We start from the raw sequence: 20,699 nt of genomic DNA, 5'->3' as shown, positions 1-20,699 counted from the left end.
AAGGAAGGAAGGCGGCACATGACGACCGCTGAATCCGCTCCACCGCCGTCCATGCGGCTCAGGGAGCTCGTGTTCGGGGCGGCGTGTGCCGCCGCCGTCCGGGCGGCCGCCCGGCTGGGCGTCGCCGACGCCCTCGGGGACGAACCGATGACCGCGGAGGACCTCGCGGCCAAGGTGAAGACCGAGCCCAGGCCGCTGCGCCGGCTGCTGCGCGCCCTGTCCTGCTACGGCGTCTTCGCCGAGCGCAAGGACGGCACCTTCGCGCACACCGACATGTCCCGGCTGCTGCGCGAGGACGACCCGCACAGCCTGCGCGACATCTCGATGTGGTGCACCGAGCCGTGGACCTGGGACGCCTGGCCCAGGCTCGACGAGGCGGTGCGCAGCGGCCGCAACGTCGTGGAGGACCTCTACGGCAAGGAGTTCTTCGAGTACCTCAACGAGGACGCCCCGGAGTCGGCCGACGTCTTCAACCGCGCGATGACCACCTCCAGCGAGCAGTCGGCGCGGGACGTGGCGGCCCTGTTGGACCTCTCGGACAGCAAGTCGGTCGCGGACATCGGCGGCGGCCAGGGGCACGTGGTGGCGTCCTTGCTGGACAAGTACCCGGTGATGCAGGGCAGCCTGCTCGACCTGCCCCGGGTCGTCGAGAACGCCGTACCGCGGCTGCGCAAGGGCGGCGACCTCGCCGACCGCGCGCGGATCGTGCCCGGCGACGTCCGCGCGGCCGTCCCGGTGCGGGCCGACGTCTACATCATCAAGAACATCCTGGAATGGGACGACGAGAGCACGGCGCGGACGCTGCGCAACGTCATCGAGGCCGGCGGTCCCGGAACGCGGGTCGTGGTCATCGAGAACCTCGTCGACGACACCCCCTCGATGCGCTTCAGCACCGCCATGGACCTGCTGCTGCTCCTCAACGTCGGCGGGGCGAAGCACACCACCGACAGCATGGTGAGCAGGCTGACCGCGGCGGGCCTGATCGTCGACGACATCCGGCCGGTCAACCCGTATCTGCACGCGTTCGACTGCCACGTCCCCGGCTGACCTCGGCCGCACAGACCACCGGTCGCCGTGCCCGCGACGCTGCGGGCCCGGCGACCGGTGCCGTGTACGGGAGCCGTACGGCTCAGTTGCGCTCCCAGAGGTAGAAACGCTGTGCCATCGCGTCCTTGGGGGACCTCCAGGTCTCGGGGTTGTACGCGCTGACGTACGCCGACAGCTTGTCGCTGATGGCCCGGAACTCGGGGTGTTCGGTCACCTTGGCGATGGCCGGGCCGGGCTCGCGCTCGGACTCGACGAGGTGCATGTAGACGTCGCCGAACTGGAAGAGGCTTCGCCGTACGACACCGACGAGGTGCGGCAGCTCTCCCCGGTCGGACTCCTCGAACACCTTGGCGATGTCCGGGGCGGATCCCGGGGCCATACGGGCGACGATCAGTGCCTGATGCATCGGGGTTCGTCCTCCGTCGGGGTCAGTCGGCCAGGGCCGGGGCGGGCCGGTGTCCGGCGGCGGCCTTCTCGATCTTGTCCCGGATGAGGGCCATCTGGACCTTGGAGTTCTTGTTGATGTTGTCGGTCATCCAGTCGTCGTCGACCGGGGCGTCCGGCTTCATCTCGAAGTCCTGCGTCCACACCATCCGGGTGCCGGCGGGCACTTCCTCGTACTGCCAGTGGATGTTCATGAAGGCGAAGGGCCCGGTCTCCACGCGGCGGGCCCGGACCGTGAGGGTGTCGCGATCCGGCTCCCGCTCGGAGACCCAGCTCCACACGGTGCCGTTGTCGTCCGGGTGCATGGTCAGCCGGAACGTCGTCTTCTGGCCCTCCTGCGCGAGGACCTCGCAGGAGGCGTACTCGCTGAACAGCTGCGGCCACCTCTCCAGGTCGTTGGTCATGTCCCAGACGAGGTCCAGGGGTGCGGCGATGGTGATCTCGTTCTGCGTGTGTCCGGCCATGTTCAGGCTCCTGCCATGAGAGTGGTGTTGACGAGGGCGAGGAACTGCCGGGGCGTCTTGCAGCGCTCCGCGTCGGGCGGCATCAAGGTGCCGTGCCGGTTCTCCAGCTCGCCGACGATGCCGAGCAGGCCGAGCGAGTCGACGCCGAGCGAGTCGAACCCGGAGTCGGCACGCTGTTCCAGGTCCTGCGGGGCCACGGTGACCCCGGCGGCCTTCTTCATGAGCCCGGCGAGTTCTTCCACGGTGATCTGTGCGGACATGCGGTTCCTCTCCTTTGCTGCGGGGGCTTCTTCGCCGCGCGGCCTCCGTGCTGCGAGACCTCGCCGCGAGGCACCCCGCTACGAGCGGTGGATCTTTCAGGCTCGTTCGCCGGCGCCGTGCCGCAGCACGAGCGCCGAGTTCGACCCCATGAGTCCCCGGCTGAGCACCAGTGCCGTGCGCAGTTCGGCGGCTCGGGCGCGGCCGGTCACGAGGTCCAGGTCGTGACAGACGTCGAAGACGTTGGGGGTGGGTGGGATCAGGCCGTGCTCCATCGCGAGCACCGCCGCCGCGGTGTCCAACACCGGCGCCGCGCAGTAGCCCCGGCCCGTGCCGGTCTTCGGCGCGGTGACGGGCACCCGCCTGCCGTGCGTGCCCAGGGCGTCGGCGATGGCGAGCGCCTCGGCGCGGTCCGCCGCCGGTACACCGAGCGCGTCGGCGAACACGACGTCGACCTCCTCGGGAGCGCAGCCGGCCTCGTCCAGGGCCCCACGGATCGCGTGGGCGAGCCCCTCCCGGGACTCCGCCCAGCGGGAGGCGCCGGTGAAGGTCGCCGCGTGTCCCGCGATGAGCGCCCGCACGTCCACGCCCCGCTCCCGGGCCACCTCCGCGGCCTCCACGACGAGCATGGCGCCGCCCTCGGCCGGCACGAACCCGCAGGCCGCGTCGGTGAACGGACGGTAGGCGCGGGTCGGGTCCTCGACGGTGCTGAGCTCCTCGTAACCGAGCTGGCACACCATCGAGTACGGGGCGAGCGGCGCCTCGGTGGAGCCGGCCACGATCGCGTCGGTGCCCCGCTCCACCGCCCGCGCCGCATGGGCGAGGGCGTCCAGACCGCCGGCCTCGTCGGCGGCGACGACGGAACAGGGCCCCTTGAAGCCGCGGCGGATGGAGATCTGGCCGGTGCTGGCGGCGTAGAACCAGGCGATGGACTGGTACGGGCCGACGAACCGGCTGCCCTTGCCCCACAGCTGCTGGAGTTCGCGCTGGCCGAACTCGCCGCCGCCGGAACCGGCCGCGGTGACCACGCCGATGGAGAACGGCGCCTCGGAGGTGTCGGCCTGCCCGAGGCGGGCGTCGTCCAGGGCGAGGTCGGCCGCGGCCATCGCGTAGTGCGTGAACCGGTCGGTCTGGACGAGGTAGCGCTCCTCGACCGCCGCCGCCGGGTCGAAGTCGCGGACCTCGCCGGCCACCTTGAGGGGCAGGTGCTCGCAGCCCTCCCGGGTGATCCGGTCGAGGACGCTCAGCCCTTGCTGGGTGGCCTTCCAGAAGGTGTCGGTGCTGGTTCCGTTGGGCGCGACCACACCGATTCCGGTGACGGCCGCGCGCCGTTCATGCGGTGCGCTCATCGTGTCCTCACTCCCTCGGCCGGGTCAGGATCACCGCGGACTGGAAACCACCGAAGCCGCTGCCCACGGACAGGACGCTGGTGAGCTTCCGTTCGCGGGCGACGCGCGGGACGTAGTCCAGGTCGCACTCGGGGTCGGGGGTCTCGTAGTTCGCGGTCGGTGGTACGACCTGGTTGGCCAGGGCCAGCACGCAGGCGACGACCTCGATGGCGCCGATCGCGCCGAGGGAGTGACCCACCATGGACTTGATGGAGCTCATGGGGATGTCGTAGGCGTGCTGTCCGAGCGCCCGCTTCACGGCCGCCGTCTCGTGACGGTCGTTCTGCCGGGTGCCCGAGCCATGCGCGTTGACGTAGTCGATCGCCGATCCGTCGAGCCGGGAGTGGTCCAGGGCGACCTCTATCGCCCGGGCCATCTCCAGACCCTCGCTGGTCAGACCGGTCATGTGGTAGGCGTTGCCGAAGGTGGCGTAGCCGCTGAGCTCGCAGTACACGTGCGCGCCGCGGGCCCGCGCGTGTTCCAGCTCCTCCAGGACCAGCACCGCGCCGCCCTCGCCCATGACGAACCCGTCACGGTTGTTGTCGAAGGGCCGGGAGGCGTGTGCGGGGTCGTCGTTGTTGGGGGACGTGGCCTTGATGGCGTCGAAGCAGGCCATCGTGATCGGGGAGATCGGCGAGTCCGAGGCGCCGGCTATGCAGATGTCGGCCCGGCCCTCCTCGACGGTGTGGAAGGCGTATCCCACCGCGTCCAGACCCGAGGTGCAGCCCGTGGAGACGGTCTGCACCGGACCCTGAGCGCGGAAACGTTCCGCCACCGCGGAGGCGAGCGTGCTGGGCGAGAACGCCCGGTGCAGCTGCGGCTCGGCCTCCCGGTGGTCCACGTCCCAGCGCTCCCCTCGGTGGCTGACCAGGACGTAGTCGTGCTCCAGACGGGTGGTGCCGCCCACCGCGGTCCCCAGTGACACCCCGACCCGCCAGGGGTTCTCCCGGTCCAGATCGAGACCGGAGTCCCGGACGGCCTCCTCCCCGGCGACCAGGGCGAACTGGATGTACCGGTCCGCCCGTTCGATCTGCTCGGCGTCCAGGCCGTGCTCCGCCGGGTCGAAGTCGCACTCGGCGGCTATCCGCGAACGCAGGCCTGTCGGGTCGAAGAACGTGATGCCTCGCGTCGCGGTTCGGCCGTTGGAGAGCAGATTCCAGAACGCCGGTACGCCGATCCCGCCCGGAGCCACGATGCCTATGCCGGTGACCGCCACGCGCCGGGTCATGAACGGACCTGACCTCGGTCGGCCGTGCGGACGGCGCCCGCCTCGGCTGGCTCGGCGGTGACGGCGGCGGCGACGGGCTCCGTGCCCTCGGTGTCGACATGGCCCAGCTGCGGCCGCGGGGCCAGCGGACCCAGGTGGAAGACCAAGCGCGCCTCCACGTTGCCGACGTTGCGGAACCGGTGCCGCATGTAGGCGGGGATCATCAGTGCCTGCTCCGGCCGCAGCGGGTGGGGTTCGCCGTCCAGATCCACCTCCAGCTCGCCGCAGGTGACGTACACGAACTCCTCGGAGTACGGGTGGTAGTGCTCGCCGATGCGGTCGCCGGGCTGGATGAGGGCCACTCCCATGAAACCGCTGGTGGAACCCACCGTGGCCGGAGTGAGCATGGCGCGCAGATCGCCGCCGCGCTTGACGTTGGGCTCGACCTCGCTGAGGTCCACGATTCTGGGACGGGGTTTGATCACGACGTTCCTCCGATGGATGTGCTGAGTCGGCGTGGGAGTGCGCCGCCGGTCAGGCGTCCGGCGAGTGGCGGTCGGTGATGAGCTCCATGCGGACGGCCGCGCCGTCGAGGAGCTTCTTCAGCTCCGCGGCCTGCCCGGCCTTCGGCAGGACGGACCCGGCGTCGCGGTCGCCGCGCACGTCGATCAGCCGCACCACCACGTCGTCGCGCTGGAAGATCGTGCTGCGCAGGACCGGGCTCTGCGGGTCCTCCGCCGCCGCCTCGTCGTGCTGGGCGAGCAGCTCGGCCAGCTTCATCCCGCGGCCCGACTTCGCCGGGTAGTACAGCGCGTGCCGCTCACCCTCGGGCAGCTGGTCGGCCGTCACGTGGTGCACGGCCGGCAGCGCCGCCCGGGTGAAGAACACCCGCGCCGACTCCTGGTTGTTGAGGTCCCGATCCTGCTCCAGGTACGGGTTGATGGCCTCCTCGACGGCCCGCACCTCGGGCTGCCGGGCCACGTGCCGCAGCGCCGCGAGCAGGTCGCCGCGCACCTCGATGGCCCGCACGACCCGGTTGCCGTGCATGAACAGCGAGGTCCGGCACAGCCGCGTGGTGTCGTCGACCCGCGCCTCGGGCGAGGCGTAGTCCGCGAGGATCTTCGCCACCTGCGGCTCGCTGCCCGGCTTGACCGTGAAGGTCAGCGCGTGCCGGAGCACACCGTCGCCGATCCGCGGGGAGGTCTGCAGCCGGCGCTTGTCCGCCTTGGGACCGGCCGCCGCGCCACCGGTCTCCCGGACGACGTGGAAGCGCAGGGAGCGGGTGTCGCGGACGCAGCTGTGCAGCGGCTCCACCATCCGCACGTGCTCCTCGCTGTTCACCCAGGCGAGGAAGGGCGGGGCACTTTCCCATTCGCTCGTGATGAGCCATTGGGATGGATTCTCGATGGACTGGCAGAGTTGGTCGCTGACATGTCCGGGCACGGACGCAACCTGATTGCACAGTTGCTCGTAGGCCTCCAGGAACTGCTGCTGGGCTCCGTCGTACACGTCGACCAGCAGGACGACCCGGAGCCGGGAACCGTCGAACACGGACTGGGAGACCCGCTTCGACACCTGTCGGGTCAGCGTTTCTGAAACACGTTCAGACGTTGTGGTCATCCTGCGCACATCTCCTTCGCGGGGCAGAGGCGGACGCCGGCCGCTGGTGACGCGACGTCAGCGTTCCTTGATCCTGTGCCGGTCCCCAGGAGTGCGCGACTCGTATGAACCACGTGGGTGATTGGGCACGCCGAGGCGCTCCCCCAAGGCCGCAAAGGGCATGGAAAGTCACAGGCGCCCCACACCCGCACCCCTGCCTCTGGAGGCTTCGATGCACCACAAAGCCGACCACCGGGTACCCGTCCTCATCGTGGGCGGCTCTCTGGTGGGCCTGTCCATGTCCCTTTTCCTGGGCCGTCTCGGTGTGCGGCACATGCTCGTCGAGCGGCACTCGGGGACCTCGCATCACCCGCGCGGACGCGGCAACAACGTCCGGACGATGGAACTCTTCCGGGTGGCCGGCGTCGAACCGGACATCCACACGGCGGCCTCCCTCCTCGCCGAGAACCACGGCATCCTGCAGACCCCGACGCTGGTCGGGGACGCGGGAGAGTGGCTGTTCAAGCACATCGACCCGGGCGGCGGGCTGGCCAGGTTCAGCCCGACCGGATGGTGCCTGTGCAGCCAGAACGACCTGGAGCCGGTCCTGCTGGACGGCGCCCGCGCCCTCGGCGGCGACCTGCGGTACTTCCACGAGATGGAGTCCTTCGAGCAGGACGCCGAAGGGGTGACAGCAGTCGTCCGGGACCGCAACACCGAGGAGCGCTACACCGTCCGGGCGGACTACCTCGTCGCGGCGGACGGCCCGCGCAGCCCGGTCCGGGGCCGGCTCGGCATCGGGCAGTCCGGGCCCGGCGAGCTCTTCGCCAACGTCAGCGTCACCTTCCGCTCCAAGCTGCTCGCCGACGTGGTGGGCGACCGGCGCTTCATCTGCTGCTACCTCACCGATCCCGAGGCCGACGGCGCCCTGCTCCCCGTCGACAACAAGGAGCGCTGGGTCTTCCACGCCCCCTGGCACCCGGAGCTCGGCGAGACGCTGGACGAGTTCACCGAGGACCGGCTCGCCCGGCACATCCGCCGCGCGGTCGGCTCGCCCGACATCGACGTGGAGATCACCGGCAAGGCGTCCTGGCGGGCCGCCGAACGCGTCGCCGACCGGTACCTGGACGGCAGGGTGTTCCTCGCCGGGGACTCCGCGCACGAGATGTCACCGACCGGCGCCTTCGGCTCCAACACCGGTATCCAGGACGCGCACAACCTCGCCTGGAAGCTCGCCGCCGTCCTCGACGGCTGGGCCGGCCCCGGCCTGCTGGAGACGTACGACACCGAGCGCCGCCCGGTGGCCCTGGCGACCAGCGCCCGCGCCTCCGCCCGCTCCGTGGAGCACAGCCACCCCGGCTTCGCGCCCGCGCCCGGCGTCGGCGCCGACCGGCGCGGCGGCATCCTCAACGTCGTCCTCGGCTACCGGTACCCGGCGGGGGCCGTCATCGGCGCCGACCCGGACCAGCCGGTGGTGCCCGACGGGATGGACCTGACCGGACAGCCCGGCACCCGGGCCCCCCACATGTGGCTGCGCCGCGACGGCCGGAAGCTGTCGACCATCGACCTCTACGAGAGCTCCCTGGTCCTGCTCAGCGACGCCCCGGACGACGCCGGCTGGCACGACGCCGCCCGCCGCATCGCCGTCCGCGACGGAGTACGCCTCGACGCGTACCGCGTCGGCCAGGGCCCCGACGCCGACCTCACCTACGCCACCTACGCCACCGAGGACGCCGACTGGGCCCGGCTGCACGGCACCACCCCCGACGGCGCGGTCCTGGTCCGCCCCGACGGCTACGTGGCCTGGCGCACCAGCGCCGCGTCCCCGGACCCGGAGGCAACCCTGCGCGAGGCCCTGCGCACCCTGCTGCACCGGGACTGAGCACCCGCACCGACGTGGCGCCGAGCGCCCGTACCCACGGCGAAGGCCACCCGCACACCGTCCGGTGCGGGTGGCCTTCGCCGTACAGAGCCCCCTGTCGGATTCGAACCGACGACCTTCGCTTTACAAGTTCGATCGCTTAATCAGGCGACCTCCCGAAACGGGCCCTCGTGGCTGCCCGGCACTCCGGCTCAAGTCGTCGTTGTCCGCCCTGGTTCGGCGCCGTTGATGTCAGTTGGTGATGTCAGCCGGACTCTCGGCCGACAGCGGCGGACCCCGCAGGTCACTCAAGCGGCACGGGAGCGACGGGAAGCTGTTCCTTGTACAGCCACGTGAACGTTCGGTCCGGTTCGAGGTGGGCTTGTCCCCAGTGAATGGCATGGATGCCGTTTTCCGCATCGGCCGTGAAGAAGACGCAGATCAGCTTCGTAGAAGCTCCCAACTCCTCGAACGCTTCGTGCAGCCCCAGGTACTCCTCCGTCGCCAGGCCGTCATCGAGGTCGAACAGCCCCTCTGGCGGCTGGGGCCCATGCGCCCGGAACAGTCGACGCCGGGTGGGTGACGAGTTTGAGGGCAACCGGGCACGCTCAAGCGGCCTCGGCTTGTCTGCGTACCTGAAGGGGAAGAGCGCGTGATCGTTGATCACTGCGTACTCGTACCCGCGCACGTCTCGCACGGACTCCCCCAGCTCCCGGGCCCTCTGCGCCAGGTACTCGCGCACCAGTCCTGCCAGGGCGACACCGTAGGGACTCCGCTTCTTCAGCCCCACCGCAAGGTGTGCGGCATGAGCCTTCGCGTGCGCGTTGGCCAGTTGCGTCGGCACGGCTGTCGCCAGTGCGCCGGCATGCCGCCCGAACCTATCGATCGCCCAGGCCGACGGCGTTACTGGCTCGTCACTCGACACGGACATGTAGCGTCCCCCTCCGCCCGATCACCCCGCCTCTCAACTATGTGACACGTACACAAAGCGCACACAAGGGAGCGATTCGGCCATGGCATGGCCACAGGCGCCTTTCCTCAGACCAGCCACAACTGATCAACGGCGGCCGTGACCTGCGGCCACCTAATCGATCAACGCCCTGGTCGGCGTTGGGCGGCCTCACGCGGCCCAGAGGCGGCCCGGCGGGGCTCCTCGGCGAGCCTGATGGCCTCCCCTTACTTGCAGCCGCTTGCGTCGATGCCGAGTTGCCGCGTGAAGGCTGGAGTATGCCGCTTCGTGATGCGGGCGGAATGTAGCTCTCACGGTGTGTGTCTGTGCTCCGTACGCTGCAATCCGGGAATGCCCAAGAGCCGGTCGTGGCACCGATGAGTCGGCCGACCCCCGACAGGGACGGCCGCCGCAGATCCTCTCATCCGTGAATCACGGAGCAACGGAGTCCCAATGCGACGCTTCTTCAGCACCGCGGTGCTGACATTGGCTGCCACCACGGCCGCCATGACCACGGCTACCGCGCAGAGTCCCCACTTCGTCGGTGATGTGACCTGTACGAAAAGCCTCACTGCCGGGCTGCAGTGCAGCGGCAAGGCCGCCGGCCTCGGCAACAGTCCCACCGACGCGTTCCTCACCGCCGCCTCCGTCGAGGCGGAGTACGTGTGCGTCAACCGCGGCGGCAACGTCGCCCCCGGTCAGGGAACCGAATTTCAGAACGTGACCGGGCCGGTCCAGCACATCCAGCCGCGCAACGGCCAGATCACCTTCCGGAACGTCACGATCCCGCCGCCCGAGACCCCCTCCCCCAGGGAGGTCTGCCCCAACGGGAACTGGAGCGTGACTCTGCTCCACCTGACTTACAACCACGTGGTGCTCCACATCCAGCAGGACGGCACCGACATCCTCACGCGCGACCTCGGTGACATCGACCCCTGATCCTGTTGATGCGCAGCGAGAAAGGCCCCTGACCTGACGAGTTGGTCGGGGGTCTTCGCTGTGCACGGCTTCCTGCGATTGCCCCGTTCCCCGTGGCTTCCCGGTCCTTCGGGCATGAATGGAGCACGTTTCCACGTGATCGACGGAGCGACTTTGGCCGGAAGTTTCAATGACCGAGTCAAGGCACTCCCGCCGCCTTATCCCCTCGATGCGAACTATGGGCGGGGCGGTCGCTGAGGTCTTCTGGGCCGGTCACCCGGGCAGCAGGGGCCAGGATCGTCTCCACGCGGTCGTCCTGGTTGCTGTACTTCTCTGCTGTACAGCTGGGATCAGCAGACCACTCCACCTCGCCACTCTCGATGCCTGTTGATCGTGCGACTCGGCATGCCAGACTGCGGTCGTGGAGGAGATCTACCAACTGTGGTTGGCAGCCGCACCGAGCCCCATACCCGAGGATGAGGCTCGGATCTATTGGAACTGCAAGGACGATCCGACCCCAGCTTTGGACGAGGGCTTGCGTGGTGCCTCCTACCTGTACGTCGGTTCCTGGAGTGACGAGCACGAGCCCGAGAACCTGCATGCGGGTGAGGGGCACTGTCCCGCCAACCGGCTGTCCAGCTGGCTTTTCTACATCGGGACGATAGATCGCTATCAGGCGCCGTTGCTCGACGAAGAGCTGATGGCCAGGTTGATCGAGCTCTACCGTCCGCGTCCCGGTGACCTTCCAGCCGACGCGATCGAGCTTCCACGGTTGGAGAGCTTTCTCCGTCAGCACTTGAGGCTGTACCTACTCCCCGAGGAATCTGGCCCAGAGGTGTACGACCAGATGCAGCACTGAGGTCCGCGGAGCCTGCGCAGTGCTGTTCATCTACCGAGGCCGACGCCACCGACTTTGCACTCTGGCTTCATCCTTATCAGGTCGATCATGCCGGTTCGGCGCGCTGGACCAGTCAGCACTCTGCCTGGATCGCTGGTCCGTCGAGGTTCAGTGTGGGCCGCTAGTGTTCGCCCCTGTTGGTGTCAGCTACAGGTGTCAGGCATCGGGCCCTACTTGACAGAGTCCTGGACAGATCAGGCATGGCTGCACGGCTCAGAACTGTCCCTTCGTGACGAGAAGAGTCTTGTTTTCTCCATGGCCAAACTCGGCATGAACCGTAACGGCAGTGGCAGCGTCTTCCACGGCTGAAGCATCAAACGTCCAGGTTTGCATGGAGTGGCCTGGGATGCGGCATGGCAGTGGGGGTCCCGCGAACAAGCTGTAGGCACCGACGAGGGTCACGTTCGCCGAGGTGATGTTCACATTGGAAAGCTCTGTCTCCTCTCGCCCTGTATTGAAGACGTAGAGGAGGAGCGCTCGCATTGGCTGACCACCCCTGATGAAGCCATCGCCGAAGACTCCAAGCACCTTCACATTGGGCCTGGATCTGCTGCTTTCTCGCTTGGCTAGGAGCGCTTGCGACAAGCTGATCGCAACCGCCACGATCGAGACAACGAGACTGGCGATAGACAAAGCGAGTGAAGTCATCCCCGGCCCCCATCGTCAACTTCATCCCACATCGTCGCAGGCTGCAGACGCTGACATTGGTGTTTTGCAGAGGTATTCAACTGGCCTTGATACCCACCTCAACCCACCACTCTCCCCAGCTCCCATCCCGTCCGCCGTCGACCCACACACCGTGGAGCGGGCGTGGTTCATGGCGTCCAGGTGGAGCGCACCACTGTACGAACGACCTGGACGCCATGGGCCGCGTCTGCTCGGCTCTGCCTGGGTCGACGGTGGACGGGATGGGAGCTCCCCGCGCACGCCACTACGGACCTGCGGTCGGGAACGGCGCCCCCTCCATCCCGGTGTCGGCCGATCCCCCGCCGGAGGCATGTTCTTGATCGGGCCGCGCTATGCGGTGATCGACTCATGGCCACCGGCCCTATCCACATGTGGGCGCGCGTCGGCGTCGGCCGCGCCGAGTGGGCCGAAGGCAGGAGCGCGGGCGCGGCCATAGCCGGGAAGCGCGCCCGGCGGAGCGGAGCGCAGCCGGGGCTTGATGAGGTAGAGAAACCTGTAACAGGACGGGACCGGCCGGTCGAAGATCAATTGCCAATCAGCGGAGGCAGTTGCGGCCATCGTGTGCATGGATGTGCGGCGCCGCATCGAGCACGGTATCCGTGATGCGGGCCGCGTGGACCTCGTCCATCGCCGTAAGCGTCTGACTGCCTGGCGCTGAGCCGTCCTAGACAGCGGGCTGGTCAGAGGGAATGAGTCGACTGGTGAAGCCCTCGCGGCACAGGCGCTCGTAGGCCTCAAGCACGTCGTCGGGCACAGGCTGACTGATCATGAATCCCCGCTCGGGGTAGATCAGCAAACGCTGAAGCGCGCCCACAAGCATGTCGATAACCAGGCGGGCATCCCCGATGGAATCAACGTATTCCTCAAGCGTCATCGGGGTGGAGGCACTGAGGAATTCCACCTCAGGCCACTCTTTGCGGGCCGTGGCGTATGCGCGCCGTTCTTCGTACGGCTTGCTGATCAGCAGCACGGAGGACACGTCCGCTCCGGCCTCCTCCAGCACGGCCTTGGAGAAGCGGATGTTCTCGGCGGTATTGCGGGCACGAGGTTCCACAAGCACCGCTGAGCTAGGCACGCCGAGTTCAAGAGCTCGCTCGCGGTAGTGGACGGCCTCGCCCCTCGGCATGCGTGCCCGCGTCGTGGGGCTGGTGGCTCCGGTGAACACAAGCAGGGGGACCAGGCCGCGCTTGTACAGATCCACCGCCGTGTCGGCCACACCCAAGTCGTGGCTACCCAAGCCGATCGCAACCGAGCACGGCCGCAGGGTGTGGCCCATCTGGTGGTAATCCCACAGGCGTCGCGTGTCGGCCCATGCCTGTGTCGAGATCATTACTGCCCCTTCTCGTCCTTCGCGGAGTCCGGCACCTTGAAGTCGTACTCCCACGCGAAGCGCGAAGCTGCGTGTACCCCGATGGCGAACTCAACCACTGTGCCAGAGGCCGTGTAGGTCGTCCGATGCAATTCGACGACGGGTTCGCCCGGCGGCAGCTGCAGGAGCTTCACTTCATCGGGCGTGGGAGCCCTCGCAAAGAGCTCCTCCTTCATGTGGTCGATCTCGTACCCCGCGTCGTACAGCACCCGGAAGCCACCGCCGCGGCCGGCCGGTCCCGGGGTCGGGTCCACCAGTCGCGTTCCCTCGACATGCTCTGGGCGGTAGTAGCTGGTCAGGGCGTGCGTCGGCTGGTCGCCTTCCTTCACCAGCCGAGCTCGCGCGTACACCTCGGCCCCTTCACCCAGGCCATGCGCGGCTGCGACTGCTGGCGGGGCTTCCACGAGGCTGACGGTCTGGGTCTGCTCATTGCGACGGTAGCTACGCCCAGAGGCCACGCGGTCGGCGATGAACGCCACCTCGTCACCATCTCGCCACTTGGCCTTGTCGTAGCGAGCGATCCCGAGTCGCTTGAGCGGGACTCGCTGTCGCACGACGGTGCCATGCCCTCGGGATGAGGTCACCAGCCCCTCAGCTTCGAGAGCTTTGTAGGCCTGGTGGACGGTGGACTTGGAACCCTCGCCCGCCGCAACCAGCTCCCTGATCTGCGGCAACTGCTGGCCAGGTGCGTACTCACCTCGCTTGATCTGCTCAGCCAGCTTGTCCGCCAGCTCTCGCCACTTGGGCGTCATCGCGCCACTCCTCTCGACAAGGCAAGTCAAGCACAGTCCCAGGACTGCGTGCCAAAGTCTCCCTCAAGCCGCTCGCAGTCCTAGGACAGCGAGAGAAGAGGGCCCTGTTTGGGCTGCTCTCACCATCGACTCAGGGAGTGCTTCATGCCGTCCTTCAAGATCGACACGTCGACTGCTGTGGTATTCGTGGCGACCGCGCCGACGCCGAAGCTGGCCAACGCGAAGACCGGCGAGCAGGCGATGGACCGGGAGACCGGGGCGCCGCTGTCGACGGTAGGCCTGCTGGTCTCCGACGAGGGGGAGGGGAACCTCTACCAGGTCACCATCCCGGAGACCGGTTACCCGGAGGGGTTGGCCCCGGGAATGCCTGTGAAGGTGATCGGCCTGAAGGCCCGTGACTGGGAGAACGAGTTCAACGGCCAGAAGCGCCACGGCATCTCGTTCCGTGCGGCCGCGATCACCTCGGCGGCCTGCCCATGAGCGATCTGCCCATGGTGCTGGAGGCCACGGGCGCCCTCGCGGGGGCTGGCGGTCTCGGCTACGCGAAGGTACGCGCGCCGCGCGTGTACTGGTCACTGGTCGGGCTGCCGGTCACCTGGGGCCGGTTCACGATCACGTACCGCTCGACGATGGACGTGTGCGGGCTGACAGTCCAGCCGTCGCGTCTGCGGGCGTTCATCACGCGGAACGTGGCCCGTCGTGACGTACTGCCGGTCCCGCCGAAGATCCGCCGGGTGCGGGGCACCTCGACCGGGCTGCGGGTGACTCTGCGGCTACCCGCCGGACTGGAGCCAGCTGACCTGATGGCCGCCTCCGAGCGGCTGCGGCATGCCTGGGGCGTGCACTCGGTGACCGTCGCCGAGACCAAGCCGGGATACGTCGAGCTACGCATGACCGGCTACGACGTGCTGCGCCGGGTCCGGCTTCCCCGCGGGGCCCGCCCTCGGGACCTGTCTGTGCCGGTGGCGCTGAGGGAGGACGGGACCGCGTTCGTCCGCGACTACCGCAAGGTGCCCATGGCACTGACGCTGGGCGCGAACAACTCAGGCAAGTCCGTCTATCAGCGCAACCTGATCAAGGGACTGGCACAGCTGCCGGTGGCCCTGGTCGGGATCGACTGCAAGCGCGGTGTCGAGCACTCGGCGTACGCGCCCCGCCTGTCGGCCCTGGCCACCACGCCGGACGACTCCGCCTCCCTGCTGGAAGCGCTGGTCTGCGAGATGGAATCCCGCTTCGACCTGCTGAGCCAGCACGGCGTCTCCGACATGTGGGACCTGCCCGAGGACATACGGCCGGTGCCGGTCGTCGTCCTGGTCGACGAGGTAGCCGAACTCTTCCTGATCTCCTCCAAGAAGGACGAGGAACGGCGCGAGCGGATCGTCACCGCCTTGATCCGGCTGGCGCAGATGGCCCGCGCGGTCGGGATCTACCTGGAGGTGTGCGGGCAGCGCTTCGGCTCCGAGCTGGGCAAGGGCGCGACCATGCTGCGCGCCCAGCTCACCGGCCGCGTGGTCCACCGGGTCAACGACAAGCAGACCGCCGAAATGGGACTCGCCGACGTGGCCCCCGACGCGGTCACGGCCGCCAGCCTGATCCCGGCGGAGCGCCCCGGAACGGCCGTCGCCGCCGACTCCTCGGGCGGCTGGGCGAAGATTCGCACCCCCCACACCTCCCGCGATGAAGCCATGGCGGCCTGCCGAGAGTTCGCCCACCTCGTCCCCGACCTGCCCGCCCTCGACCCGTACCGGCCACACGTGCCCGCCGACGCTCCCGCGCCTGGCCCGTCTCTGGTCAAGCCGCTGCCGGTCACAGACTGAGGGAGTGATCGTGTGAACCGCTCGATCCGCCCTGATGCCGTCCTCATCCAAGCCGTAATCGCCGGTGCCCTGTCCTTCGCGCACCTGCACGACCTGGCGTCGGCGGCCGGGCAATCCGGATGGAAGGCGTGGGCCTATCCGGTCTCGGTCGACTTGCTTCTGGTCGCCGCCTGGCGTCGGCTGCGCGCCGCCCGCGACCGGTCGTCCTGGACCTGGTTCGCCATCGCTCTGACGGCTTCGCTCGGGGCCAACGTCGCCACGGCCGGGCTGCTCGACCTGCACCACGTTCCTGCCTGGCTGCGCATCCTCGTCGCCGGATGGCCCGCCCTCGCCTTCCTCGGCGGAACCCTCCTCGTCCACGCTCCCGCTCCCGCCCCGGTCGTCTCGGAGCCGGAGCCGGACGAAGAACCGGCGGCCCCGGAAGTCCAAGTGCACCGTACCGACGCACCCGAACCGGCGGCCCCGGCTCCGGCGGCGGAACTGCCCCCGGCACCCGTCAAGCCTCCCGCCGGCACTCCGAGCGTTCCCCCGGCCCTGCTCGACCACGCCCGCTCGATCGCCGACGCACACCGCGACAGCACGGGCGAGCAGATCACCGCCGACACGCTCACCGCCCGACTGGGCCTGCCCGCCGCGACCTGCCAAGCGATCGCCGCTCATCTTCAACTGGCCTGACTCCGACGGAGGTTCATCTCATGCGTCCGAACCGGTTCTACGACGTGATCCAGCTCGGGCCGGTCAAGGTCGGCACCTACAACAACGGCCGTGGCCAGACCAAGCACACAGCCGCCTGCACCGCTCCTGGCTGTGGCTTCTCCACCGAACACTGCGACCGTTCCGCCGCCGAGCTCGCCGCCCGTACCCACCGCTGCAACGCCTGACAGGAGGAACGATCCCGTGCTCACCCCGAAGTACCCGACCCCGGACACCGCCCCCGCGGTCCCGTCCCCGGCGCCCACCGCCAACGGCACCGCGCCGATGCCCGCTGCCTCGCAGGCCCCGGCCCCGGTCGCCCCGGCGGTCCCCAACCGGCCGACCGTCCAGCTGACCCCGGGCGCCGCGCTCGCCCTCGTCGGCGGCGGCACCGCCGTGGTCCTCGTCGTCGGCGCCGTCCTGGTCTCCATGCTCCTCGCGGTCGCCATCACCGGCGTCTCCGTGGCCCTGGTGGCCATCGTCCTCCGCCTCCTCGCCAAGGACCTCCAGAAGGGGCGGTGACCGACATGGACACGCACGTGATCGCCGCTGGCTTACCGGCCCTGGGATGGGCCCTCCACGGCGGGATGCTCCTGCGCCGCCTGGCCACCGCCCGCCGCGACCCCCTGACCGGCCTGCACACCCGCGCCGGATGGACTGCTCGCGCCGAACGCCTACTGGCCAAGCATCCCGGCGCCCTGGTGGTCCTGGTTGACCTGGACGATTTCAAGGTCATCAACGACACCCACGGCCACGCCGCTGGGGACACGGTGCTCACCGCGACCGCCCGCCGATTGAGCGACTGGTGCGGACGCCACGGCCTCGCCGCCCGCCTCGGCGGAGACGAGTTCGCCGCCATCGTCACCCACCCCGGCCGCACCCCCGGCCTCCACGCCTTGCGGATCGCCTTGGACCGGCCCGTCGAGCACAACGGCGGCGTCCTGCCGGTCTCGGCCTCGGTCGGCCATGGCCACCGCGAGCAGCTGCCCGTGCCGACCCTCACCGACGCTCTGTCCGCCGCCGACTCCGCGATGTACGCGGCCAAGGGCCACGGCAGGCGCAACACACGCCAAGCGGCCCCCGGAGCGGCCTCAACCGCCAAGTCTCGTCCGCTCCGGGCGCCTGAACCCCTTCCAAATCCAACGGACCCGAAAGGGACACCCATCATGCCCCAGCGCACCTTGCGCCGGCGGATCTGCCGGAACTGCGACGGCTTCGCCATCGCGGCCATCACCACCGGCACCCGTCACCTCGACGGCACCCGCGTCACCCTCCGCGTGCCCTGCCCGGCCTGCAAGGGCACAGGCGCCGCCCACCTCGTACGCAAGCAGGAGGTGACCGCCTGATGCCGCGCAAGTGGAGCAAGGGAGTTGACCGCATCGCCTACGAGGCAATCGACGGCGAGTACGACCGCCTGAAGAAGACCGCCAAGGCACACGGGCTGCACGACAGCCAGCGCAGTGCCAAGCCGTCTCCCGGCCGCACGGCTCTTTCCGGGCCAACCAGCAGCAACGCCAACACGCCGAAGAAGCGGCGTTGGGGGCGGTGAGCAAGTGACCGACACCGCCACTGCGGCGGGCCTGGACCCGGCCACCCTCGCCGACGTGCTGAGGCTGGCCGGGTCCACCGGCTTCGACCGCATCCAAGAGCAGATCCGTCGCACGGGCGGCTGCTCCGACCCGATCCATCTGCAAGGCTCCACCGTCACCCGCGACGCCCACACCGGCCAGTTACTCCACTCGTACTCGACAGACACCGAGCCGGGCGGCCGTCTCCGTATCGCCTGCGGCAACCGCCGCGCCTCCCGCTGCCCGGCCTGCGCCTGGACCTATGCGGGCGACACCTACCACCTCATCCGCGCTGGCCTCGTCGGCGACCCGAACAAGGGCACCCCAGAGACGATCCGCGACCACCCCCGCGTCTTCGCCACCCTCACCGCCCCCTCGTTCGGGCGAGTCCATAACCGGCCCGGCACCCGGCCCTGCGCCTGCGGCATCCACCACCAGGAGGACGCCCCCGAACTCGGCACCCCGCTCGATCCGGTGACGTACGACTACGCAGGCGCCGTGCTGTGGAACAACCACGCCTCCGACCTGTGGCGCTACTTCACGATCTACCTGCGCCGCGAGATCGCCCGCCGGGTCGGGTTGACCCAAAAGGCCGCCCACGAACAGTCGCGGGTCTCCTTCGGCAAGGTCGCCGAGTACCAGAAGCGCGGGGCCGTGCACTTCCATGCCGTGATCCGCTTCGACGGACCGGACGGACCCGACAGCCCGCCGCCGGCCTGGGCCACCGTCGACCTGCTCACCGACGCGATCCATGCCGCCGCAGCCCGCGTCGCGGTCGACGTACCTCCGTCCGGCGACCAGCCAGCCCGCACCCTGCGCTGGGGCGCCCAGCTCGATGTGCAGCCCATCGGCGCCTTCGGCCACGGCGAGGACATCACCGAACAGGCCGTCGCCTCCTACGTGGCCAAGTACGCCACCAAAGCCGCCGAGACCACCGGCACCGTCGACCGCCGCATCGGCAACAAAGAGGCCCTGGTCCTGCTCGACGTACCCGACCACCCGCGACGGCTCATCGAGGCCTGCCTCGACCTGCACCCGCTCTACCCGGACCGCAAGCTCCAGAACTGGGCTCACATGCTCGGCTTCCGAGGCCACTTCTCCACCAAGTCCCGCCGCTACTCCACCACTCTCGGTGCCTTACGCCAGGTCCGCGCCGACTACCGCGCCGCCCAGCAACGCGCCGCCCTCGGCCTGCCCGACCCCGACGACGAGACCGAGGCCACCACGCTCACCCTCGCCCACTGGACCTACGCCGGCCACGGCCACACCCCAGGTGAGTCCTGGCTCGCCGCCAACATCCGCCGCGACATCCAGCAAAACCGCGAGATCGCCCGCGAAGAACTCCCCGCCTGGCTCGACCTGGAAGGAGCCGTCGCATGACCATCACTTCACCTGTGCTGCTGACCGTGGATGAGGTCAAAGTGCGACTCAAGGTCGGCCGGACCAAGGTCTACGACCTGATCCGCACACACCGCCTCGTCTCCATCAAGGTCGACGGCTGCCGACGCATCCCCGAGAGCGCCGTGAGTGACTTCATCGCTGGCCAGATCGAGGAGGCTGCCTGATGGCCAGTGACCGCAAGGGCAACCCGAACGGCGCCGGCACCATCACCAAGCGCAAGGACGGCCGCTACCAGTGCGCGGTATACGTGCTTCAACCGGACGGCGCCCGCGCCCGAAAGTTCGCCTACGGCAAGACGTGGGCCGAGTGCGACGCCAAGCGCCGGGAACTGCTCGCCAAGGTCGACCAGGGCGTGCCCGTGCCTACCCGGTCGGCCAAGCTCGCCGAGTGGCTGCCGTACTGGCTGGAGCACTTCATCAAGCCCAACCGCAAGCGGACGACGTACAACAAGTACGCCATGCACGTGCGCCTCTACCTCGTGCCGCTGCTCGGCTCCAAGAGCCTGGAGGCGCTGGGGCCTCGCCACGTGCGGACGTTCGTCGCCGAGGTGTCACGCCGCGCCTCCCCGGCCACGGCCAAAGAGGCACACCGGGTGCTGAGGACGGCCCTCACCGCGGCCTGCCGTGAGGAGCTGGTGACGAGGAACGCCGCCTCGCTCGTGGAGGCCCCGAAGGTGCCCCGCCGCGAGCTGTCTCCGTGGACGCTGGACGAAACGCTGAGGTTCTTGGAGGAGGCGCGCCGTGATCCGTTGTACGCCGCCTTCGTCCTGGCGGTCTCCATGGGCCTGCGCCGCGGCGAGATCCTGGGGCTCCGCTGGTCGGACGTGGACCTTGAACATCGGGTCTTGCGGGTCAGCAAGCAGGTGCAGCGCGTGGGCGGGGAGCTCTACGAGGACACCACCAAAAGCGGCCGGGCACGTCCCGTGCCCCTCCCTCTGATCTGCCTGGCGGCGCTTCGTTGGCACCGGATGCGACAGAGCGAAGCAGCGCGACTCAAGGGCGTCGAGCTCTCCCTGTCCTCGCACGTCTTCACCACGCGCACCGGTCGCCCGATCGACCCGCAGAACGTCAACCGGTCGTTCTTCCGCATCACCGCCGCCGCCGGCCTTCGGCGCATCCGGCTGCATGACGCCCGGCACGGCTGCGCCACGCTCCTCACCGCGGCCGGTGTCGCGCCCCGCGTCGTGATGGAGATCCTGGGGCACAGCCAGATCAGCATCACGATGGACGTCTATACGCACGTAACCTCGGACACGCAGCGCGAGGCCATCAGCCACATGGACCGCCTGCTCAGGCGTCGTGTCGACCGTGAGTGACCGCCCCGGTTGATGTCACTCGTAGATGTCGAACGCCCCGGACCGATCATCGGCCGGGGCGTTC

General features: G+C 69.2%; 25 protein-coding genes. 14 read left to right on the top strand and 11 right to left on the bottom strand.

Translation table 11 applies throughout. From position 1 onward, the window contains the following. Positions 1-18 precede the first annotated feature (18 nt). The gene (locus tag ACWGKT_RS38005) at positions 19-1,047 is read left to right on the top strand and encodes a methyltransferase (RefSeq protein ID WP_356151182.1); all 1,029 of its coding nucleotides are present in this window, start codon (positions 19-21) and stop codon (positions 1,045-1,047) included. A gap of 82 nt (positions 1,048-1,129) precedes the next feature. Here the strand turns inward: ACWGKT_RS38005 and ACWGKT_RS38000 are convergent, their stop codons facing one another. The 7 genes from ACWGKT_RS38000 to ACWGKT_RS37970 form a co-directional block, all read right to left on the bottom strand. Further along, positions 1,130-1,453: a TcmI family type II polyketide cyclase gene (locus ACWGKT_RS38000; protein ID WP_235453621.1), complete on the bottom strand. Its 324-nt coding sequence runs from the start codon at positions 1,451-1,453 to the stop codon at positions 1,130-1,132. Between the two features lie 22 nt (positions 1,454-1,475). Further along, complete coding sequence (locus ACWGKT_RS37995) at positions 1,476-1,955, bottom strand: SRPBCC family protein (protein WP_356151186.1); 480 nt, start codon at positions 1,953-1,955, stop codon at positions 1,476-1,478. Between the two features lie 2 nt (positions 1,956-1,957). Then, positions 1,958-2,215, bottom strand: coding sequence for an acyl carrier protein (locus ACWGKT_RS37990; RefSeq protein ID WP_356151188.1), 258 nt, complete (start codon positions 2,213-2,215; stop codon positions 1,958-1,960). A 96-nt stretch (positions 2,216-2,311) separates the two neighbouring features. Continuing rightward, the gene (locus ACWGKT_RS37985; protein ID WP_453277240.1) at positions 2,312-3,562 is read right to left on the bottom strand and encodes a ketosynthase chain-length factor; all 1,251 of its coding nucleotides are present in this window, start codon (positions 3,560-3,562) and stop codon (positions 2,312-2,314) included. Between the two features lie 7 nt (positions 3,563-3,569). Beyond that, on the bottom strand, positions 3,570-4,829 hold the full coding sequence (locus tag ACWGKT_RS37980) for a beta-ketoacyl-[acyl-carrier-protein] synthase family protein (RefSeq protein WP_235453617.1): 1,260 nt from the start codon (positions 4,827-4,829) through the stop codon (positions 3,570-3,572). Beyond that, positions 4,826-5,293 carry a cupin domain-containing protein gene (locus tag ACWGKT_RS37975; RefSeq protein ID WP_356151192.1) on the bottom strand — a complete coding sequence of 156 codons (468 nt, stop codon included), beginning with the start codon at positions 5,291-5,293 and terminating at the stop codon, positions 4,826-4,828. Before ACWGKT_RS37975 ends, ACWGKT_RS37980 begins: the two co-directional genes overlap by 4 nt. Before the next feature lie 49 nt (positions 5,294-5,342). Next, positions 5,343-6,428: a SchA/CurD-like domain-containing protein gene (locus ACWGKT_RS37970; RefSeq protein ID WP_356151194.1), complete on the bottom strand. Its 1,086-nt coding sequence runs from the start codon at positions 6,426-6,428 to the stop codon at positions 5,343-5,345. A gap of 211 nt (positions 6,429-6,639) precedes the next feature. Between ACWGKT_RS37970 and ACWGKT_RS37965 the strand changes: the two genes are divergently transcribed. Continuing rightward, positions 6,640-8,289 carry an FAD-dependent oxidoreductase gene (locus ACWGKT_RS37965; RefSeq protein WP_453277239.1) on the top strand — a complete coding sequence of 550 codons (1,650 nt, stop codon included), beginning with the start codon at positions 6,640-6,642 and terminating at the stop codon, positions 8,287-8,289. A 283-nt stretch (positions 8,290-8,572) separates the two neighbouring features. Here ACWGKT_RS37965 and ACWGKT_RS37960 read toward each other — a convergent pair whose 3' ends face one another. Continuing rightward, positions 8,573-9,199 (bottom strand): hypothetical protein, encoded by a 627-nt coding sequence (locus ACWGKT_RS37960; RefSeq protein WP_453277238.1) that lies wholly within the window; start codon positions 9,197-9,199, stop codon positions 8,573-8,575. Between the two features lie 471 nt (positions 9,200-9,670). Here ACWGKT_RS37960 and ACWGKT_RS37955 point away from each other — a divergent pair, with 471 nt between their 5' ends. Together ACWGKT_RS37955 and ACWGKT_RS37950 are read left to right on the top strand one after the other, a co-directional pair. Continuing rightward, positions 9,671-10,156, top strand: coding sequence for a hypothetical protein (locus ACWGKT_RS37955; RefSeq protein ID WP_453277237.1), 486 nt, complete (start codon positions 9,671-9,673; stop codon positions 10,154-10,156). Between the two features lie 400 nt (positions 10,157-10,556). Then, positions 10,557-10,994 (top strand): hypothetical protein, encoded by a 438-nt coding sequence (locus ACWGKT_RS37950; RefSeq protein ID WP_453277236.1) that lies wholly within the window; start codon positions 10,557-10,559, stop codon positions 10,992-10,994. Positions 10,995-11,246: 252 nt separating this feature from the next. Here ACWGKT_RS37950 and ACWGKT_RS37945 read toward each other — a convergent pair whose 3' ends face one another. The 3 genes from ACWGKT_RS37945 to ACWGKT_RS37935 form a co-directional block, all read right to left on the bottom strand. Then, a complete protein-coding gene (locus ACWGKT_RS37945) occupies positions 11,247-11,681 on the bottom strand; it encodes a hypothetical protein (protein ID WP_453277235.1) in 435 nt (144 codons plus the stop codon). Positions 11,682-12,384: 703 nt separating this feature from the next. Further along, the gene (locus ACWGKT_RS37940; protein ID WP_453277234.1) at positions 12,385-13,050 is read right to left on the bottom strand and encodes a YdcF family protein; all 666 of its coding nucleotides are present in this window, start codon (positions 13,048-13,050) and stop codon (positions 12,385-12,387) included. Beyond that, the gene (locus ACWGKT_RS37935; protein ID WP_453277233.1) at positions 13,050-13,841 is read right to left on the bottom strand and encodes a GntR family transcriptional regulator; all 792 of its coding nucleotides are present in this window, start codon (positions 13,839-13,841) and stop codon (positions 13,050-13,052) included. Before ACWGKT_RS37935 ends, ACWGKT_RS37940 begins: the two co-directional genes overlap by 1 nt. 144 nt (positions 13,842-13,985) lie before the next feature. Here ACWGKT_RS37935 and ACWGKT_RS37930 point away from each other — a divergent pair, with 144 nt between their 5' ends. From ACWGKT_RS37930 to ACWGKT_RS37885, 10 genes are read left to right on the top strand one after another with little or no spacing between them, the layout of a single operon-like run. Beyond that, complete coding sequence (locus ACWGKT_RS37930; RefSeq protein WP_453277232.1) at positions 13,986-14,321, top strand: SCO3933 family regulatory protein; 336 nt, start codon at positions 13,986-13,988, stop codon at positions 14,319-14,321. After that, the gene (locus ACWGKT_RS37925) at positions 14,318-15,658 is read left to right on the top strand and encodes an FtsK/SpoIIIE domain-containing protein (protein ID WP_453277231.1); all 1,341 of its coding nucleotides are present in this window, start codon (positions 14,318-14,320) and stop codon (positions 15,656-15,658) included. The genes ACWGKT_RS37930 and ACWGKT_RS37925 overlap by 4 nt, the downstream gene beginning before the upstream one ends. 12 nt (positions 15,659-15,670) lie before the next feature. Continuing rightward, positions 15,671-16,333 (top strand): DUF2637 domain-containing protein, encoded by a 663-nt coding sequence (locus tag ACWGKT_RS37920; RefSeq protein WP_453277230.1) that lies wholly within the window; start codon positions 15,671-15,673, stop codon positions 16,331-16,333. Between the two features lie 20 nt (positions 16,334-16,353). After that, the gene (locus tag ACWGKT_RS37915) at positions 16,354-16,539 is read left to right on the top strand and encodes a mobile element transfer protein (protein ID WP_235453599.1); all 186 of its coding nucleotides are present in this window, start codon (positions 16,354-16,356) and stop codon (positions 16,537-16,539) included. A 16-nt stretch (positions 16,540-16,555) separates the two neighbouring features. Further along, the gene (locus ACWGKT_RS37910; RefSeq protein WP_235453598.1) at positions 16,556-16,873 is read left to right on the top strand and encodes a SpdD protein; all 318 of its coding nucleotides are present in this window, start codon (positions 16,556-16,558) and stop codon (positions 16,871-16,873) included. Positions 16,874-16,878: 5 nt separating this feature from the next. After that, complete coding sequence (locus ACWGKT_RS37905; RefSeq protein ID WP_453277229.1) at positions 16,879-17,697, top strand: GGDEF domain-containing protein; 819 nt, start codon at positions 16,879-16,881, stop codon at positions 17,695-17,697. Then, positions 17,697-17,900, top strand: coding sequence for a hypothetical protein (locus ACWGKT_RS37900; RefSeq protein WP_235453597.1), 204 nt, complete (start codon positions 17,697-17,699; stop codon positions 17,898-17,900). The genes ACWGKT_RS37905 and ACWGKT_RS37900 overlap by 1 nt, the downstream gene beginning before the upstream one ends. A 4-nt stretch (positions 17,901-17,904) precedes the next feature. After that, positions 17,905-19,299, top strand: a complete 1,395-nt coding sequence (gene repSA / locus ACWGKT_RS37895; RefSeq protein WP_453277228.1) for a replication initiator protein RepSA — start codon at positions 17,905-17,907, stop codon at positions 19,297-19,299. After that, complete coding sequence (locus ACWGKT_RS37890; protein ID WP_453277227.1) at positions 19,296-19,484, top strand: helix-turn-helix domain-containing protein; 189 nt, start codon at positions 19,296-19,298, stop codon at positions 19,482-19,484. Before repSA ends, ACWGKT_RS37890 begins: the two co-directional genes overlap by 4 nt. Next, entirely contained in the window at positions 19,484-20,635 is a 1,152-nt protein-coding gene (locus ACWGKT_RS37885; RefSeq protein ID WP_453277226.1) for a tyrosine-type recombinase/integrase, read from the top strand. Before ACWGKT_RS37890 ends, ACWGKT_RS37885 begins: the two co-directional genes overlap by 1 nt. The last annotated feature ends 64 nt before the right edge of the window (positions 20,636-20,699 follow it).

The organism is Streptomyces sp. NPDC054794, from assembly GCF_053611585.1.
Note: the sequence above shows the minus strand (reverse complement) of the source record. Positions and strands in the feature narration are given on the sequence as shown.